At 67.0% G+C, this 18,466-nt stretch carries 16 protein-coding genes; 5 read left to right on the top strand and 11 right to left on the bottom strand.

The genetic code is table 11. The features are described from left to right. Positions 1-1,464 precede the first annotated feature (1,464 nt). Together F3J14_RS17740 and F3J14_RS17745 are read left to right on the top strand one after the other, a co-directional pair. On the top strand, positions 1,465-2,298 hold the full coding sequence (locus F3J14_RS17740) for a response regulator (protein ID WP_166724116.1): 834 nt from the start codon (positions 1,465-1,467) through the stop codon (positions 2,296-2,298). Continuing rightward, positions 2,291-4,624 carry a sensor histidine kinase gene (locus tag F3J14_RS17745; RefSeq protein WP_166724118.1) on the top strand — a complete coding sequence of 778 codons (2,334 nt, stop codon included), beginning with the start codon at positions 2,291-2,293 and terminating at the stop codon, positions 4,622-4,624. Before F3J14_RS17740 ends, F3J14_RS17745 begins: the two co-directional genes overlap by 8 nt. A gap of 95 nt (positions 4,625-4,719) precedes the next feature. Here the strand turns inward: F3J14_RS17745 and yjfF are convergent, their stop codons facing one another. The 4 genes from yjfF to F3J14_RS17765 form a co-directional block, all read right to left on the bottom strand. Beyond that, positions 4,720-5,808 carry a galactofuranose ABC transporter, permease protein YjfF gene (yjfF, locus tag F3J14_RS17750; protein ID WP_166724120.1) on the bottom strand — a complete coding sequence of 363 codons (1,089 nt, stop codon included), beginning with the start codon at positions 5,806-5,808 and terminating at the stop codon, positions 4,720-4,722. After that, positions 5,805-6,845 (bottom strand): ABC transporter permease, encoded by a 1,041-nt coding sequence (locus F3J14_RS17755; RefSeq protein WP_166724122.1) that lies wholly within the window; start codon positions 6,843-6,845, stop codon positions 5,805-5,807. Before F3J14_RS17755 ends, yjfF begins: the two co-directional genes overlap by 4 nt. Next, complete coding sequence (locus tag F3J14_RS17760) at positions 6,842-8,356, bottom strand: sugar ABC transporter ATP-binding protein (RefSeq protein ID WP_166724124.1); 1,515 nt, start codon at positions 8,354-8,356, stop codon at positions 6,842-6,844. Before F3J14_RS17760 ends, F3J14_RS17755 begins: the two co-directional genes overlap by 4 nt. Before the next feature lie 176 nt (positions 8,357-8,532). Beyond that, a complete protein-coding gene (locus F3J14_RS17765; protein ID WP_166724126.1) occupies positions 8,533-9,495 on the bottom strand; it encodes an ABC transporter substrate-binding protein in 963 nt (320 codons plus the stop codon). Positions 9,496-9,994: 499 nt separating this feature from the next. On the opposite strand from F3J14_RS17765, the gene F3J14_RS17770 reads away from it, so the two are divergent. Next, a complete protein-coding gene (locus tag F3J14_RS17770; protein ID WP_211080366.1) occupies positions 9,995-11,071 on the top strand; it encodes a DNA topoisomerase IB in 1,077 nt (358 codons plus the stop codon). A 28-nt stretch (positions 11,072-11,099) separates the two neighbouring features. On the opposite strand, the gene pqqE is transcribed toward F3J14_RS17770, so the two are convergent. From pqqE to pqqC, 3 genes are read right to left on the bottom strand one after another with little or no spacing between them, the layout of a single operon-like run. Beyond that, on the bottom strand, positions 11,100-12,224 hold the full coding sequence (gene pqqE / locus F3J14_RS17775) for a pyrroloquinoline quinone biosynthesis protein PqqE (RefSeq protein WP_166724128.1): 1,125 nt from the start codon (positions 12,222-12,224) through the stop codon (positions 11,100-11,102). A 1-nt stretch (position 12,225) separates the two neighbouring features. Continuing rightward, the gene (pqqD, locus tag F3J14_RS17780) at positions 12,226-12,507 is read right to left on the bottom strand and encodes a pyrroloquinoline quinone biosynthesis peptide chaperone PqqD (protein ID WP_006751646.1); all 282 of its coding nucleotides are present in this window, start codon (positions 12,505-12,507) and stop codon (positions 12,226-12,228) included. Then, positions 12,504-13,223 carry a pyrroloquinoline-quinone synthase PqqC gene (pqqC, locus tag F3J14_RS17785; protein WP_166724140.1) on the bottom strand — a complete coding sequence of 240 codons (720 nt, stop codon included), beginning with the start codon at positions 13,221-13,223 and terminating at the stop codon, positions 12,504-12,506. The genes pqqD and pqqC overlap by 4 nt, the downstream gene beginning before the upstream one ends. A 92-nt stretch (positions 13,224-13,315) precedes the next feature. Here pqqC and F3J14_RS17790 point away from each other — a divergent pair, with 92 nt between their 5' ends. Beyond that, positions 13,316-14,368, top strand: a complete 1,053-nt coding sequence (locus F3J14_RS17790) for an RNA-guided endonuclease TnpB family protein (protein WP_166724129.1) — start codon at positions 13,316-13,318, stop codon at positions 14,366-14,368. A 19-nt stretch (positions 14,369-14,387) separates the two neighbouring features. Here F3J14_RS17790 and pqqB read toward each other — a convergent pair whose 3' ends face one another. The 4 genes from pqqB to F3J14_RS17810 all read right to left on the bottom strand — a co-directional run bounded on the left by pqqB (position 14,388) and on the right by F3J14_RS17810 (position 18,014). Continuing rightward, positions 14,388-15,311, bottom strand: a complete 924-nt coding sequence (pqqB, locus tag F3J14_RS17795) for a pyrroloquinoline quinone biosynthesis protein PqqB (protein ID WP_166724131.1) — start codon at positions 15,309-15,311, stop codon at positions 14,388-14,390. Between the two features lie 64 nt (positions 15,312-15,375). Beyond that, on the bottom strand, positions 15,376-15,450 hold the full coding sequence (gene pqqA, locus F3J14_RS17800; protein ID WP_006410019.1) for a pyrroloquinoline quinone precursor peptide PqqA: 75 nt from the start codon (positions 15,448-15,450) through the stop codon (positions 15,376-15,378). 295 nt (positions 15,451-15,745) lie between these two features. Beyond that, positions 15,746-17,746, bottom strand: coding sequence for a sigma-54-dependent Fis family transcriptional regulator (locus F3J14_RS17805; protein ID WP_166724133.1), 2,001 nt, complete (start codon positions 17,744-17,746; stop codon positions 15,746-15,748). 49 nt (positions 17,747-17,795) lie between these two features. Continuing rightward, the gene (locus F3J14_RS17810) at positions 17,796-18,014 is read right to left on the bottom strand and encodes a hypothetical protein (protein ID WP_166724134.1); all 219 of its coding nucleotides are present in this window, start codon (positions 18,012-18,014) and stop codon (positions 17,796-17,798) included. 64 nt (positions 18,015-18,078) lie between these two features. On the opposite strand from F3J14_RS17810, the gene F3J14_RS17815 reads away from it, so the two are divergent. Continuing rightward, positions 18,079-18,466, top strand: a 388-nt coding sequence (locus tag F3J14_RS17815; RefSeq protein ID WP_166724136.1) for an alpha/beta fold hydrolase, incomplete at its 3' end; no start/stop codon positions are given.

An 18,466-nucleotide genomic window follows, 5' to 3' on the forward strand; every position in this document is an offset into this window, starting at 1 on the left:
TTTCCCTCGGTTCACATGTGCTGGATGACGCAACAGCGAACGCGGCCGGGAGCTGACCGTCTCCATCTTCGTTGTCTCCCGTCTCGCGACGCCACGCTACTTGATTCGGATATCTAACTGAACTGCTCAACGGCTCTGCACGACACGCGCGACACACGTCGCGATCACACGACCGCACGCCGCCCGTGTCGGACGACACGCTGCACGGCGGCGATCGCGGGTTATCGAATCATGGAAGTCGAGCTCGCCGATCAGGCGGCGGCATGCCGGGCGGCGCAGCGCGGAAAAGTGCGTGCGCACGCCGTCGCGCCAGCCCGTGGGCGGCGAACTCGCATTTCATGAGGAAGCGTCGTTCAGACGCCGGGTGGACGAAAGCCGCGCCGAATCCAGGGGCGGCCCGTCCTGGGTCATTCAGGGGGAGGATGACATCGTGCGGCCCCGGGGGATGAAGCATGCGCCGCCGGACCGCGGACGCTGACAGCCGCCGCCGGTTCGGGCGAACCGGTGCTGTGATCTGCCGTGCCTTTCATATTCATGTTTTTCGTGCCGCCTGATTCGAGAGCGCGCCCGCGCGACCACCGCCTGAAGGACCCTGCGGTCGACGCGAACCCACTCACCCCTTTCCATCCAGGCACGCGCCGCGGATTCCGGATTTCCGGAAAAACCGACGATTGGCCGGACGACCCCTGCATCGAATTAATCGACTGACTTTCTTTAACTATTTCTGGTTGCCTTGTATGTCACACTCTCATCAGCTTCTACGCCATTCCCTTCGTCTCTTATATCAACCCATTCGAAGGGTGGGAAGCTTGCATTGCCCTCGTGCCGACCCTCGTCGCCGCACCGGAATCCCGGAATTTGAGATTGTCAGCACTCAATGTCACATTGAATATTGCGCACTCAAACATGCCACCGCGACAAATGAAATTCGCGTGGAACGCCGTTCTGCCGAACAACCGATCCAGCCGCCTCGGGCCTAGTGTGCCGGGACTCCGGCGCTCGAACCTTTTCCCGAGCGGACAAATTGTTTTCCCGGCCGGACGATATTTACATTCATACATTCCGGCCTCCCAATCGACTTAAATGTGAAAGCATTTTTAACCGGCGATCGATAAAAACTTAATCACGGTGACACGGAATTGATGGACGCGACCCGCATCGAAATCGGCTGCCTGCACGACACATTTCAACTCGAATCATCATTCGGTCCAATTCAATTTACTTCAATTGAAATCGGCAATAACGACCGATATTTAATATCCGGCTCGGCACTTTTTTCCAGGCCATTTTTCCCGGTGCGGCCGCGCTGCCATGAAGGTTGCGCGCGCTGTCAAACATGCCCACACGCCACGCACGGAAACCCCACCGCGAGCGCTATTGTCGTCATATAATTTTTTGCAACAATCGTGCACATAGATGCATCGAGTCCGACCCCGGCCTACCTCCCCCAACGCGTTCGCAACCATGTCATCCCGCTCGTCCAGTCCGGCGTCGCTGCGCGCCACGCCGGATCTCGTTGGCGCACACATTCTTGTCGTAGACGACCGACCGAACGACCTGCGGCTCCTGACGGAGATCCTGCGTTCGGCGCGATGCCGGATCAGTGTCGCGTTCGACGGCCTGCAGGCCTATCACCGCGCGCAGGCAGTCGCGCCCGACCTGATCCTGATGGATGTCCGGATGCCGCGCATGGACGGCTTCGCCGCGTGCCGCCTGCTGGCATCGACGCCGTCGACGCAGAACATACCCGTCATCATCCTGACCGCCGCCGCCGATCTCGACGATCGCATCGCGGGGCTCGAAACCGGTGCGCTCGACTACATCGTGAAGCCGTTCGAACCGGTCGAGGTCATCGCGCGGATCCGCAATCATCTGAAGCGCGCGCGGCGCAGCCAGCCGTTCGCGCACCTGCCCGAGCTGCCCGACCATCCGGACGCCGCGCTGGTGCGCGCGGCGAGTGACGTCCTGCTGCGCGAATTGCGCAATCCGCCGACGCTCGAGGAACTCGCGCGGCAGGTCGGCACCCACGAAAAGCGGCTGTCGCGCGTGTTCCGCGATCATCTCGGCCAGACCGTGTTCGAATACCTGCGCGACACACGGCTGCGCGCCGCGAAACACTTTCTCGCGGAGACGTCGATGGGGATCGGCGACATCGCCGAGGAAATCGGCTTCTCGACACCGGGCAATTTCGCGACGGCGTTTCGCGAACGGTTCGGCATCACGCCGTCCGACTGGCGGCGCCAGCGCCCGGCGGTCGACGCACTGCCCGCATCGCATGATCACCCGCGCGATGCCTAGGCGCCGCGCGTCGGGCTGGCACACCTTCCTGCTGCTCGCGGTGGCGCTGATCGCCTGCGCGACCCACCGTGCCGAAGCGACGGAAAACGCTGCACAACTGGACGCGGTGTCGATCGTCGAGGATCCGGGCACCACGATGTCCGCCGACCAGGTCGCCGCGCGACTCGCGGCTGCGCCACGCGGCGCGTCCGCGTCCGCGGCGCGCCCGTCGTTCAACGTCGAGTTTTCCCGCTCGGCGTGGTGGGTCGGCGCGACGCTGGTCAATCGCGACAGCGTCGAGCGCCCGCTGGTGCTGGAGATTCACGACGCCCGTCTCGACCACGCGGACTTTTATGTCGAGCGCGGCGGCGCGTGGACGCTCGCCGGACGCTTCCCGGCCGACCTCCGCGACGGGGACCGTCCCGCTTCCCGATATCCGACGCTCGACACGACGCTGCGCCCGGGCGAGCGGGTGCCCGTGCTGATCCGCATCACGTCGCGCAAGGAAATGCGGCTCGCGCCGTCCGTGTACACCCCCAATGCATGGCACGCGCACGAGCTGCGCGCCGCGATGTGGAACTTCGGCTTCTTCGGCGGCCTGCTTGCACTCGTCTGGTGCGCGCTGCTGATCGGATTCTTTTCGCGCAGCGGCGTGTTCGTCGTGCTGGCCATGCTGGCCCTGAGCACGACGCTGTTCGAAGCGACGTACCGCGGCTATACCGTGATGTATCTGTGGCCCGGCGCGTACGAATGGTCGGCACGCGCCGAAGTGATCTTCGTCTATCTGTCGGTCGCCTGCTTCATCGCATTCATCCTGATGGTCGCGCACCGCGAGAAGGCCAGCATGCCGATGCGTGCCATCTACATGGCGTTCTTCGCGCTCGAATGCATCGGCATGGCCGGCGCGGCATACGGCGACCTGCTCACCTTCACGTGGTTCTGCCTGCGGTTGAACACCGTGATGGCGGTCGTGAACATCGGCCTCGCGCTGACCTTCGCGATCCGGCGCACGCCAAGCGCCCGCGTGATGCTGATCGCCGTCGGGTTCGCGAGCTTCAACATGCTGGTGCGCGTGCTCGATGGACGCGATGCGATACCGGCCTGGCTGCTCTGGCTGAAATCCGACGTCCATCCGAATCCCGTGGTCGCGATCATCGGGCTCGCCACGCACCTGCTGGTGCTGGCCGCGTGGATCCACCACGTCGGCCGTCAACGCACCGAGGCGCGCAAGCGGCTCGAGCAGTGGCAGCTCACCGAACAGGATCGCCTGCGCGACGAGGTCGCGAAACGCACGTTCGCGCTCAACGAGGCGCTGCACCAGGCGAGGACGCACATGCAGCAGAAGATCGAGACACTCGGCTACGTGAGCCACGACCTGCGCGCGCCGCTGTCGACGATCAACGGCTACGCGAAGCTGCTGCTGCAAAGCGCGACCCGCAGCCAGGCGCGGCTGATCCGCTCGATCGACCGCAGCATCCGTTACCAGCTCACGCTGATCGACGAGTTGCTGCAATACACGAAGTCCGAGCTGCAGCCGCTCGGCATCTCGCCGGACGCGACCGACCTGCCCGGCCTGCTGAACGACATCGGCGACTATGCGGTCGCGCTGTGCTCGCAGCAGGACAACCGGTTCGACTACCGGCCGCTGACGCCGCTGCCGCGCAAGCTGTCGATCGACGGCATCCGGCTGCAGCAGGTGCTGCTCAACCTGCTGTCGAATGCGTCGAAGTTCACGCGCGACGGCACGGTCACGCTGTCGGTCGGCGCGTATCCGCAGGGCGATGCGTGGCGCATCGTGTTCGAGGTCGCCGATACCGGGATCGGCATCGACATCGGCAAGACGAGCGACATCTTCCGCGCCTACCAGCAGGTTCAGGCGGTGAATGGCGGAACCGGGCTCGGGCTGTTCATCGCGCAGCGGATCGTCGGCGCGATGAACGGCGAGCTCTCCGTGTCGAGCCAGCCGGGGGTCGGCACGACGTTCACGTTCCAGATCGTCGCACCGGCGATCGGGCATGCGCTGATCCCGGCGTCGGCGCTGATGCGGCCAGCCGAGCCCGTCGAACCCGACGAACCGGTGAGCGACGCGCATGCGATGCGCTGCCCGTCGCCGGGCGCGCTCGACGAGCTGGCGGTGCTCGCCAGCGAAGGCCGCCTCACCGATATCGAGGAATGGCTCGGCCAGCATGCGCATGCGCCGCGCCATGCCGCGTTCGTGCAGGCGATGCGCGAGCGTCTCGACGCGCTCGATCTGCACGCGATCGAGCGGCTGGCCGAGTCGCTGAAACGCATGGGCATCGTCGATGCGTCGTTCGATGCGGAGCCGGACATGGCAAGGCCGGCGTGATCGCCGCCTGCGCCCTGCGGTCGCGCCGCTCACGAAGCCCGCGACAGCGGGGCATGCACGCCATCGCAGGTGCGTGCAGACGAACGCGACAGTCGTTACAACCGCCGCATCGTCGACACCAGCGCCGCGTCGTCGCCCGCCGCAGCGGGCCTGACCTGCGCGGCATCGCGCTTGCGGCGTTTCGGATCGAGCCCGGTGCCGCCAGTACGCCGCCGCGCCGCATGCCGCTCGATGACCCGCTGCAGCAGGCAGAACACGCACAGCAGCGCGCCGATCACGATCCGCGTCCACCACGAGCTCAGCGTGCCGTCGAACGTGATCAGCACCTGGATCGTGCCGAGAATGCCGACGCCGAACACCGACCCGATCACGTAGCCCACGCCGCCCGTGAGCAGCGTGCCGCCGATCACCGTCGCGGCGATCGCGTCGAGCTCCATCCCCTGGGCCTGCAGCCCGTAGCCGGACAGCACGTACAGCGTGAACACCACGCCGCCGAGCGCGGAACAGAAGCCGCTCAGCGCATACACGCCGACCTTCGTGCGCGCGACCGGCAGCCCCATCAGCAGCGCCGAGCGCTCGTTGCCGCCGATCGCATAGACGTTGCGGCCGAAGCGCGTGAAATGCGCGACGTAGATCGCCGCGGCCAGCGTCGCGACCGCAATCAGCGCGCCCGCGCTCAGCGTGCCGCCGCCGATCGGCACGCTGACGCCCGCGAGCGCATGGAAGGTCGGCTCGTTGATCGTGATCGACTGCGTCGTGATCAGGAAGCACGCGCCGCGCGCGAGAAACATCCCGGCCAGCGTGACGATGAACGGCTGCAGCCGGAAGTAATGGATCAGCGCGCCCATCGCCGCACCGTACAGCGCGCCGAACACGAGCACGAGCGGCACGATCGCCCACACGGGCCAGTGCAGCCGCTCGGCGCCGACCGCACAGAAGATCGTTGTCAGCGCAACGACTGAGCCGACCGACAGGTCGATGCCGCCCGACACGATCACGAACGTCATCCCGATCGCGACGATCAGCAGGAACGCGTTGTCGACGAGCAGCCCGGTCAACACCTGCATCGAGAAGAAGCCGGTGTACATCACGGATCCGAAGCCGAACAGCGCGGCGAACAGCACGATCGTCACGACGATCGGCAGCGTGCGCGGGTCGGCGAGCCGGGCGAGGAATCGGTTCATCGGGGCGTGGCTCCGGTGGTGGCGCGCGAACGCGCGGAAGGCAGCAGCCGCGACGCGTGCCGGAGCACCAGCGCGCGCGCCGCGTCCGACTGGATCAGCGTCACGACGATCACGACGATCGCCTTCACGACGAGCGTCGCCTCCGGCGGCACGCCGATCGAATAGGTCGTGTAGGTGAGCGTCTGGATGATCAGCGCGCCGAGCACCGAGCCGGCGAGGCTGAAACGGCCGCCGAGCAGCGACGTGCCGCCGAGCGTCACCGCGAGGATCGCATCGAGCTCGAGCAGCAGCCCCGCGTTGTTGCCGTCGGCGCTGCGCACGTTCGAGCTGGCGAGGATGCCCGCGAGCGCCGACATCACGCCGGAACACAGATACACGCCGAACACCACCGCGCCGGCGCGCAGCCCCACGAGCCGCGTCGCGACCGGATTCACGCCGATCGCGCGGATGAACAGGCCGAGCGCGGTGCGGTTCACCAGCAGCGCGATCGCCGCGATCGTCGCGATCGCGATCCAGACCGAGCACGGCACGGCCGCGAGATAGCCGCCGCCGATCTCCAGATAGCCGGGCGCACCGATCGGGATGATCTGGCCGCCGGTCAGCAACTGCGCGATGCCGCGCCCGGCGACCATCAGGATCAGCGTCGCGATGATCGGCTGCATCCCGACGAACGCGACGAGCACGCCGTTCCACGCGCCGGCGAGTACCCCGACGCCGAGCGCGGCGGCCAGCGCCGCACCGAGCCGCGACGGATCACCGTCGAGCACGATCGCCGCGGCCGCGCCGGCGATCGCGACGATCGCGCCGACCGAGATGTCGATCCCGCGCGTCGCGATCACGAGCGTCATCCCGAGCGACACGATCACGAGCGGCGCCGCGCGGTTGAGGATGTCGATCGGCGCGCCGAACAGGTGGCCGTCGAGCAGCGAGATCGACAGGAAGCCCGGCCGATGCGCAACGTCGAGCGCCAACAGCAGCGCGAGCGTCAACAGCGGCCATACGAGCGGATGGCGAAGCAAGGTGCGTAGCCGCATCATGACCGGCCTCCCGCGATCAGTTGGTACACGTGTTCCTCCGACGCGTCGTCGCCGCTCAGTTCGGCGACCTTGCGCCGGTCGCGCAGCACCGCGATCCGGTGGCTCACGCGCACGACCTCGCTGATCTCCGACGAGATGAACAGGATGGCGAGCCCCTGCGCGCACAGCGCGAGCACGCGTTCCATGATGTCGAATTTCGCGGCGACGTCGATGCCGCGGGTCGGCTCGTCGAGAATCAGCAGCTTCGGTTCCGTCGCGAGCCAGCGCGCGAGCAGCACCTTCTGCTGGTTGCCGCCCGACAGCAACCCGATCGGCTGCTCCGCGTCGCGCGCCTTGATGCCGAGCCGCGCGATGTAGGTATCGGCGAGCTCGCGCTGACGCGCGCGGTTGATCAGCCGCCACCAGCCACGCCGCGCCTGCAGCGCGAGCACGATGTTCTCGCGGATCGACAGCGCGGCGACGATCCCTTCCTTCTTGCGATCCTCCGGGCAATATGCGATCCCGTTGCGCACCGCGTCGTGCGGCGACGCGAGCCGCTTGCGCGTGCCGTCGATCTCGATCGCGCCGGTGTCGGTGCGCTCCGCGGCAAATGCCAGCCGCGCGGTTTCCGTGCGCCCCGAGCCGAGCAGCCCGGCCAGCCCGACGATTTCGCCGGGCCGCACATCGAGATCGAGCGGGCTCATCATCCCGCGCCGGCCGACCTGCTGCATCGACAGGAACGGTGCGGCCGCGCCGGCATCGCGCTGCACGGCCGCCGCGCCCGCCTGCAGCGTGCCGGACATCGGCGCGCGGCCGGTCATCTTCGCGACCAGGCTGTCGACCGGCAGGTCGCGCGCAAGATACTCGCCTTCGCGCTCGCCGTTGCGCATCACCGTGATCCGGTCGGACACCGCGTAGGTCTGTTCGAGGAAATGCGTGACGAACAGGATGGCGATGCCCGACGCCTTCAGCCGGCGCAATACGTCGAAGAGCCGCGCGACCTCGCCGTCGTCGAGGCTCGACGTCGGCTCGTCGAGAATCAGCACGCGCGCGTCCACCGACACGGCCCGCGCGATCGCGACCATCTGCTGCACCGCGATCGGATACGCGTCGAGCGAGCGCGTGACGTCGAGCGACAGGTCGAGCTCGGCGAGCGCGTCGCGCGCACGCGCATGGATCGTCTTCCAGTCGATCGCACCGCGCCGCATCGGCTGCCGGCCCGCGAAGATGTTCTCGGCGACCGACAGGTTCGCGCACAGGTTCACTTCCTGGTACAGCGTCTGGATTCCGGCCGCCTCGGCCTCGCGCGGCGCGGCGAAGCGCACCGGCGCGCCGCCGACGTGAATCTCGCCCGCGTCGTGCGCATGCACGCCGGTCAGCACGTTGATCAGCGTCGACTTGCCCGCGCCGTTCTGGCCCATCAGCGCATGGATCTCGCCCGGAAACAGCCGGAAGTTCACGCGCTGCAGCGCGTGGACACCTGGAAACGCCTTGTCGATGCCGATCATCTCGACCACCGGCGGATTCGTCATGGAACGACCTCGCTTCGAAGCAGTTGCCGGACGGCGGCAGCCCGCGCCGCCGCCCGCGTCCGTCGGGACTCTCAAGAAAACGCCGGGCCGCCCCAAGTTTTCCGCCCGGCACGAAGTCCCCTTGGCGGATTGACCCCCTCGGGGGGCCTGTCGCGAAGCGACAGGTTTGGGGGCGCTCAGTACTTGCGGGTCGGCAGCACCTGCGCCGCGACGTTCATCGGGAACACCGTCTCGTTGGTGACGATGCGCTTCGGCAGCTGCTTGCCGGCGACCACGTCCTTCACCGCCGTCATCAGCTGCGGGCCGAGCAGCGGACTGCATTCGACGTCGACGTTGATCTTGCCGGCGACCATCGCCTGGAAGCCGCCCTTGGTCGCATCGAACGACACGACGCTCACGTCCTTGCCGGGCTTGATTCCGGCTTCTTCCATCGCCTGGATCGCGCCGAGCGCCATGTCGTCGTTGTGCGCGTAGACGACGTTGATCTGCTTGCCGTAGGTCTTCGCGAACGCTTCCATCACCTGCTTGCCGCCGGCGAGCGTGAAGTCGCCGCTTTGCGACGCGATCACCTTGAACTTCGGATTGCTCTTGATCACCTCCAGCAGGCCCGCACGGCGATCGTTGGCCGGCGCGGAGCCGACCGTGCCTTGCAACTCGACGATGTTGATCGGGCCCGCGTCGTTCTTGTAGTGCTCTTCCATCCAGTGGCCGGCGCGCCGCCCTTCCTCGAGGAAGTCGGAGCCGATCATCGTCACGTACAGCGACGGATCCTTCACGTCGACGCCGCGATCGGTCAGGATCACCGGGATATGCGCGGCCTTCGCTTCGGTCAGCACCGGCTCCCAGCCCGACTCGACGACCGGCGAGAACGCGATCACGTCGACCTTCTGCGCGATGAACGAGCGGATCGCGCGGATCTGGTTCTCCTGCTTCTGCTGCGCGTCCGAGAATTTCAGGTTGATGCCGGCGTCCTTCGCCGCGCCCTTCACCGACACGGTGTTCGCCGTGCGCCACGCGCTCTCCGCGCCGACCTGCGAGAACCCGAGCGTGATCGGTTTTTGCTGCGCGTGCGCGCCGGTGGCCAGCACCGTCGCCGCGGCGACGATCGCGCCGACCGCCAGCTTCCTGATGAATGTCATGGTCCGTCTCCGATGGTGTCGTTGTATGCCGCTGCGCCGGCCCTGCGCGGTGTCTGCTGCGCTGTTCTGGTTCTGCGTGGCGCGGATGCGGTGCGGGGCTGCCCGGCCAGCGCTTGCGCGCCAACCCGGTATGCATGCCCCGGATCAGTCTAGGAACAAGTCCGATAACCTTCCAATGAAATCTTGGATTGAAGCGATATCGGTATCGGCATACGTATAAACACCTAAGCGGTTAGCGCGCCGCTGCATCGTCGCTGGTGGACACGGCCTCGATCAGCGTCACCCGCGTGTTGGCGATCGCGGCGGCGGGCCATCGGTACGGCAGCGCGAAGTGGGCTCCACGGCAAATCCGTGGCCGGCGCACGAATCTTGCTGCCGCGCTGGCAGGACCGCTCGCGCGTCGCGGCGGCCCGCCTGCAACAAGGAGAACAACAATGCCCGCCATGCATGAACGCAGCACGCTGCGCGTGGATGCTCCGGTCGATTGGCGCACCGCAGCATGAAGAAGCCTACGCCACGCGGCGCCGCCGAAGCCCTTGCAGCCGCCGTCGCGAGTTCGACCGTGCCGCTGCGCCACGTCGACGACCGCCGCCCCGGCTACACGCGCCGGCGGCTGCGCAACGGTTTCGCGTACTACACGAAGGACGGTGAACGGATCCGCGACGCCGACGAAATCGCCCGCATCAATGCGCTCGCGATTCCGCCCGCGTACACCGACGTGTGGATCTGCATGGACCCCAACGGCCATTTGCAGGCGACCGGCCGCGATGCGCGCGGACGCAAGCAATATCGCTATCACCCGCTGTGGCGCGAGACGCGCGACGCGAACAAGTACGCGCGGATGGCGGCATTCGCCCGCGCGCTGCCGCGCATCCGTGCGCGGGTCGACCGCGATCTCGCGCTACCCGGAATGCCGCGCGACAAGATCGTCGCGACGATCGTGCGGCTGCTCGACACGACACTCGCGCGGATCGGCAACGCCGAGTATGCGCGCGAGAACGCGTCGTACGGGCTGACGACGCTGCGCAAGCGCCACGTGACGATCCGGCCGGGACAGGTGCGCCTGCGCTTCACGGGCAAGAGCGGCATCGAGCACGACGTGACCGTCGAGGACCCGCGCATCGGCCGGATCGTGCGGCGCTGCGCGGAGTTGCCGGGGCACGAGCTGTTCCAGTATCTGGACGACGACGGCGTGCGCCATTCCGTCGGTTCGTCCGACGTGAACGACTATCTGCGCGATGCCGCGGGCGCGGAGTTCACCGCGAAGGATTACCGGACGTGGGCGGGCAGCGTACAGGCGCTTGCGCTGTTGAGGCGCATCCCGCATCAGGGCGTCACGCATGCACGCAAGCAGATCGTCGAAACGGTGCGGACCGTCGCCGACATCTTGCGCAACACGCCGGCCGTGTGCCGGCGCTGCTACATCCATCCGGTGGTGCTCGATACGTTCGAGGCCGGGTTGCTCGCGGCGCTGGAGGTGCGCCGCACGCCGAGAGGGCTGCGCGCGGATGAGGCGGCGTTCGCGGCGTTGCTCGAGCAGGCTGCGCGGCAATCGGCGAAACGGTCGAGAAAGTGACGCACGCCGCTCACGCATCCCGTTCCGCTCAGCGCCCGATCGAATTGGCAACACTGCGAAAGATCAGCGGACGCTCGTCCTGCCGCCCTGCCCGCCGCGCGAATTGCACGGCCTGCTCGACCCGGCCGTGATGCGCGGACTTCGCGCAGACCGGATCGGCCTCCGCCGGATCGCCCGCCAGCAGGTACGCCTGGCACCGGCAGCCGCCATGATCCGCATGGCGCTCGTCGCAGGTGCGGCACGGGTCGCGCATCCAGCCGTCGCCGCGAAACGCGTTGAATGCGTCGCTGTCGTACCAGATCTCCTTCAACGACCGGTCGCGCACGTTCGGCAGCACGAGGCCGGGCAACCCACGCGCGGCGTGGCACGGCAGCGCGGTGCCGTCCGGTGCGACGCCGAGGAATACCGAACCCCAGCCGTTCATGCAGGCCTTGGGCCGCTGCTCGAAGTAGTCGGGCACGACGAACAGGATCTTGCACCGTTCGCCGACGAGCTTGCGGTAGCGGTTGACCGTGTCCTCGGCTTCGCGCAGCTGTTCGGCGGTCGGCATCAGCTGGTCGCGATTCAGCATCGCCCAGCCGTAGTACTGCGTATTCGCGAGCTCGAGGAAATCCGCGCCGAGGTCGAGCGCCATCTCGATGATCTGGCCGACGTGCGGCAGGTTGTACCGGTGCAGCACGCAGTTCAGCACCATCGGATAGCCGTGCGCCTTGATCAACCGTCCGACGTCGCGCTTGAGGTCGAAGGTGCGCGTGCTGGTCAGGAAATCGTTCAGCTCGCGCGTCGAATCCTGCAGCGACAGCTGGATATGATCGAGCCCGGCCGCCTTGAGCCGGTCGATGCGCGCGGCATTCAGGCCCACGCCCGACGTGATCAGGTTGGTATAGAAACCCAGCGACCGCGCATGCTGGACCAGCACCTCCAGGTCGCCGCGCTGCAGCGGCTCGCCGCCGGAAAAACCGATCTGCGCGGCGCCGAGCGCGCGCGCGTCGCTGATCACCGTGCGCCATGCGTCGGTATCGAGTTCGGCGCCGTGCGTCGCGAAATCGACCGGGTTGTAGCAGAACGCGCAGTGCAGCGGACAGCGGTACGTGAGCTCGGCAAGCAGCCACAGCGGCGTGGACGGCCGGTTCGGTGCGGGTGTCGTGTCCATGTCAGTCGAGCCAGCCGCGCAGTCGCGCATGATCGAGGAAGCGGTAGACGTCGGACGCGAGGTCCGACGTGCTGAACAGCCGCTCGAGTTCGTCGATGATGTCGTCGAGCTCGCGCGTGCCGTCGCAGCGCGCGAGGATCTCGCCCGCGCTCGGATTGAGCCGGACCATGCCTTCCGGATACAGGAGCACGTACGCATCCTGGGCCGCCTCCCACTGCAGGCGGTACATGCCCCTCAGCGAGGGGCGCAGCGGCACGCCGCTGACGGCGTCGTTGGAGTTCATGCCGGGTACGCCTTTTCAATCGCGTCGAGAATCGACCACAGCACATCGAGCTTGAACGACAGGATGTCGAGCGCGCGCCGTTGCGCGTCCGGTGTCGTGAAATGGTTCAGCGTCACCGCGAGCCCGTGCTCGACGTCGCGCTGCGCGAGCGGCACGCGGCTGCGGAAATACTGCAGCCCGTCCGCCTCGATCCACGGATAGTGGGACGGCCAGCCCGCGAGCCGGTCGAGGTGGATCTGCGGCGCGAACATCTCGGTCAGCGACGAGCACACGGCTTCCTGCCACGGCGCATGCCGCGCGAAATTGACGTACGCGTCGACCGCGAACCGCACGCCGGGCAGCACGTGCGCGAGCGACCACAGTTCCGCGCGCTCGATGCCGACCGCTTCGCCGAGCCGCGCCCATGCCTCGATCCCGCCTTCCTGGCCGCCGTGACCATCGTGATCGAGAATCCGCTCGACCCACAGCCGGCGCGTATCGCGGTCCGGGCAATTGGACAGGATCGCCGCGTCCTTCAGCGGAATGCTGATCTGGTAGTAGAAGCGGTTCGCGACCCAGCCGCGGATTTGCGCCGGCGAGCACGCGCCGGCATTCAGGCGTCGGTTGAACGGATGATGGATGTGGTAGCGCGCTTCGAGCGCGCGCAGGCGCGCCTCGAACTCCTGCGCACTCCAGGGCGTCGCGTGTAGCGCCGCGGCGGGAATCGGTGCGTTCATCAGAATTTGCTCCGAGAAACCCCGCCATCGATGGCGGGAAGGAAAGGAGTGCTGTTGACAGGCAGCTTCTTCCACGGGTTAGGATCACCGGCATGATTCTTGTCTACCGCTACCGGGTGAAGTCGCTCAACGGACTGCTCAACAAGCAGAGCCGTGCGGTGAACTACGTCTGGAACTTCTGCAATGACACGCAGAAGCATGCGCTCAAGTGGAGCAAGAAGTGGCCGACGGGATTCGATCTGAACGTGCTGACGACGGGGAGCAGCAAGGCGCTCGGCATCCATTCCGGCACTGTCAACGCGACGTGCGAGCAATACGCGAAGTCGCGCAGCCGGCACCGTCGGCCCTACCTGCGCTCTCGCGGCAGGAAATCGCTGGGCTGGGTGCCGCTGAAGGGGCGTGACCTGAAGCGCGAGGGCGATGCGTTTCGCTTTGCCGGCAACACCTTTCGCGTATTCAATAGCCGACCGCTTCCTGAAGGCAAGATCAAGGACGGAACCAACTTTGCGCAAGACGCACAGGGCAACTGGTTTCTCAACATCGTGATCGAGATGCCCGATGTTCAGGCTCGCCCGATCCGTTCGGGTGTCGGTATCGATCTCGGCCTGAAAGACTTCGCCACACTTTCGACGGGCGAGAAGCTGCCTCACGATCGGTTCGGTCGATGCGCGGCCGAGAAACTGGCGAAAGCGCAACGGGCGCGCAAGCACAAGCGACATATCGCGAAGCTGCACGCCAAGGTCGCGAATGCCCGTGCCGATTTCCAGCACAAGCTCGCGCTCGCTCTGGTGCGGCGCTTCGATTACATCGCGATTGGCAACGTGTCGGCCGCGAAGCTCGCCAGAACCAGGATGGCGAAGAGTGTCTACGACGCATCCTGGTCGTCCTTTCGGGACAAGCTCCGTTACAAAGCGATCGCGCACGGAGTCACGTTCGAGGAAGTCGACGAAAGCGGTTCTACCCAGTCCTGCTCGGCGTGCGGATCGAAAGACAGCACGACGCGGCCGAAAGGTATCGCAGGACTGCGAATAAGGGAATGGAAGTGCAGTAGATGTGGTGTCGTGCATGATCGTGATACCAATGCTGCGCTGAACATTCTCCGATGCGGACGTGCATCGCCAGGTGTGGGAATCACCTGCCTTTAGGCGGGTGAGGACGTCAAGGTCAGACCTCGAATTGCATGCCGTCGTGGGCGACCTCGATGCCGTGCTCGCGCAACTGCGCACGCTGCGCGGAACCGGGGTCGAGAATCGGATTCGTGTTGTTGATGTGCGTGAGGACCTTGCGCGTATGCGCCGGCAACGGCCGAAGCCGGTCGATCATCCCCGGCTGCGCCGCGTCGCCGCACTGCGCGAGATGGCCCATGTCGGCCGCGTGCTTCGACGACAGGCCGAGGTCGATCATTTCCGTGCCGGTCCAGAACGTGCCGTCCACCAGCACGAGATCGGCGTCACGCATCGCGGCGCGCACGTTGTCGTCGACGTCGGCTAGCCCCGGTGCATAGAATGCCTGGCGGCCCGTGGCCGTATCTTCGATCAGGAGTGCGATGTTGTCGCCGGGCACGCCTGCCGCACGCCGCGGCGAATAAGGCGGCGGCTTGCTGTCGACGGGCACGGCGGTGAAGCGGATGCCGCCGGCGCCGGGAATCGCGAACGGTTCGCCCGGCACGATCGGGTGTACGTCGACGCCGCAGTAGTGGCCGAGCAGCGGCACGAGCGGCAGCCCCGTCGACAAATCGTCGAGCACGGGGGCGCTTGCGTACAGCGGCAACGGCGACGTGCGCTCGCGCAGCATCAGCAAGCCCGTCACGTGATCGATCTGCGCGTCGCACAGCACGACGGCGACGATCGCGCTGTCGCGGATCGCGCGGGCCGGTTGCAGGTCGGGATCGGCGCGCAGCTGCGCGAGGATGTCCGGCGACGCGTTCACCAGCACCCAATCGACGCCGTCGCCGCTGACCGCGATCGACGATTGCGTGCGCGGCACGATGCCGTCGGTGCCGGCCCGCGCGCGACGGCAGTTGCCGCAGTTGCAGTTCCATTGCGGCAATCCGCCGCCGGCGCCCGAGCCGAGTATCTTGATCTTCATCTGCGTGTGCTCCCGGTACCGCCCGCATCGTGTCCGTCGATGCGGGCGACACTGCGCGCGTCGATCAGCGGTTGGCGATGTACATCGTGATTTCGAAGCCGAAACGCAGGTCGGTATAAGCCGGCGTGGTCCACTGCATGATGTGTCTCCTTGTTGAGTGAGTGAGTGAGTCGATAACAACCGCATCGATCGAGCGGCCGATACCCACTCAGCAAGGAGCGTGCCGGGGTGGGATTTGCGTCGGGTGGCGGCGCGCGAGGACGCGCGGCAGCCGCCGAGTGGTCACGCCACCGGAATTCTTTCCATTTCCATACACAGATATTTCATCAACCTTCCACGGAAGGTTCGCGTCATGCGTGTCCGGTTGAGCAGGTGTTGAATCCTTGAACACCGGGTGTTGCAACCTGACACACCGTGTGACAGTCGCGCCGCCGTCAGCGCTCGTCGGGCTCCAGCGCATCGGGTCCGGCGGCCGGCATCTTGCGGTAGATCGTGTTGCGCGACACGCCGAGCGCGCGTGCGGCGGCGGACACGTTGCCGCCATGGCGCGCGAGCGCGGCCGCAATCGCGGACGCGGCCACGTCCTGCAAGCGCGCATCGCAGGCCGCGAACGCAGGCGTTGGCGCGGCCTGCGGCTGGGTGCAGGCGCCTTGTGCCGCCGGCCCGTCGTCGGGACGCACGTCGTCGAAGAAGTCGTCCGGCAAATGCTCGCAGCGGATCTCGCAGTCGTCGTCGACCATCGCGGCCGCCGTACGCAGCAGGTTCGCGAGCTGCCGGAAGTTGCCCGGCCACGTGCAGCGCTCGAACAGCGCCATCACGTCGGGCGCGACGCTCAACGGCCGGCGTCCGGGCCCCGACAGCGTTTCCCGTTGCAGCATCTTCTGGACGACCACCGCGAGATCCGTGCGGTCGCGCAGCGGCGGCAGGCGCACGACGAGGCCGTTGAGCCGGTAATACAGGTCCTCGCGAAAGCGGTTCTGCGCAATCATGTCGCGCAGGTCGCGGTGCGTCGCGCAGATGATCGCGATGTCGACGCCGATCGCCTTCGTCGAGCCGAGCGGGTTGACGATGCGCTCCTGCAGCACGCGCAGCAGCCGCACCTGCAGCGGATACGGCATGTCGCCGATTTCGTCGAGAAACAGCGTGCCGCCGTTCGCCTGCAGCAGCTTGCCGGTCGCGCCCTTGCGGCGTGCGCCGGTAAACGCCCCCTCCTCATAGCCGAACAGCTCGGATTCGATCAGCGTCTCCGGAATCGATGCGCAGTTGACGGCGACGAACGGCCCGTCGCGGCGCGGCGAGTCGTTGTGGATCGCCTGCGCGAGCAGTTCCTTGCCGGTCCCGGTCTCGCCGGTGATCAGCACCGGAATGTCCTTGCCGATCACCTTGCGGACCTTCGCGATCACCGCCGCCACCTGCGGATCGCCGGTGTCGAGATAGCTGAGCCGCGACAGGTTCGCCGCGCTTTGCGCAGCGGGCGGCCGCGCGGTCGGCGCGGCGCCGTCGTGCACTTCGGCGGGCCGGCTGCCCTCGGCCCGCAACGCGCGCCGGAACTGCACGCGCGCGCAGACCACCGCGCCGTTGCCGAGGTTCAGCGACACGTGCGGCTCGGCGCTTGCGCGCATCCGGTCGATCAGCTGCGCGCTCGTCACGTCGAACAGCGACGCGAGCGTATGCGCGCGCAGCGCGGCGAGCGGCATTCCGAGCTGGAACTGCGCGCTGCGGTTGGCCGACAGGAAGCGGCCGTCCGCGGTGAACGCGACGATCCCCTCCATCAAGGTGCCGAGGAATTCGGGGCGGCCGTGGAACGACACCTGCAGTGTCTCCTGGAAGGTCGTCGTGAACAGGTGGTTCTCGATCATCTGCACCGACATCTTCGCGAGCGCCATCGTGTGCTGGTGATAGCTGCGGTGGTCGCCCGTCACGTCGAGCACGCCGATCGCGTCGCCGTACGGATCGAGGATCGGCACGCTCGAGCAGGTCAGGAAATGGTTCGCGGCCAGGAAGTGCTGGTCGCCGTGCACGACCATCGGGCACAGCTCCGCGAGCGCGGTGCCGATCGCGTTGGTGCCCTGCCGGTTCTCCGCCCAGTTCGCGCCGGGGCGCAGCGCGACGCGTTCCGCGCGCCGCAGGAAATCGTCGTCGCCGATCGAATGCAGGATCAACCCTTCCGCATCGGTCAGCACGATCATGCTTTGCGTATTGACGATCTGCTCGTGCAACGTCTCCATCACGGGCATCGCATGCACGCACAGCACGCGGTTCTGCTCGCGCTTGAGCGCCAGCGCGGCGCCGGACAGAAGGTCGTAGTCGGGACGTGCCGTCGCCTGCAGGCCGAACGTCTCGGACCGCTCGTGGGACTTCTGGATCGTCGGCGTCGGCCAGCCGGGCGCAGGCGTGGCCCGTGCGTTGGCCGTCGGATGAACGTCATCGCGCATTGTCTCCTCCGGGGATCCTTCCGGTCGGTGCCGGACTGTTTGTCCTGAATCAAGCAAACTTCGGGCCACGCTGCCGACGGCGTGCGAGCCGAGCGTCGTAAATCGCTGCCTCGATGCCCAATGAAAGCAAGATGCAAGCAACAACCCGGCGCTCGCGATGCAAGCGGCGCGACGACAGCCGCGTGATGTCCATTGCGAACTCACCCGTCGCCGTTCGGTCGATACCGATCGTCGTTGCTGGCGCGATTCTGGCTTTGACGTCGGTCAAGCCTCGGCCGGTTTGTGCTTCCCCGCCGCATCAGCCATTACCCTGACTCCGACGCCTCGACGACATGACGCACCGACCACACCGATCGCGCCGCGCTACTTCCGCCTCCCGGCCTGCCCTGTCCCGCGACGCATGCCGGATCGCGTGGACTGAAGCCGGCAATCCGCTCGGCCAGCCCGTCGTCGTGCTGCACGGCGGCCCCGGCAGCGGCAGCCGACCCGCAGCGGTGCTGCATATGTTCGATCTGACGCGGACGCGCGTCGTGCTGGTCGACCAGCGCGGCGCGGGTGCGTCGACGCCGCGCGGCGGCCTGCGTCACAACAACACGATGCGGCTGATCGGCGACCTCGACGCGCTGCGCGCGCAGCTCGGCATCGCACGCTGGGGGGTCGTCGGCGGATCGTGGGGCGCGGCGCTCGCGCTCGCGTACGCGGGACGGCATCCGTCGCGCG

It is taken from the genome of Burkholderia sp. Tr-862 (genome assembly GCF_011753085.1).
Taxonomy (GTDB): domain Bacteria; phylum Pseudomonadota; class Gammaproteobacteria; order Burkholderiales; family Burkholderiaceae; genus Burkholderia; species Burkholderia ambifaria.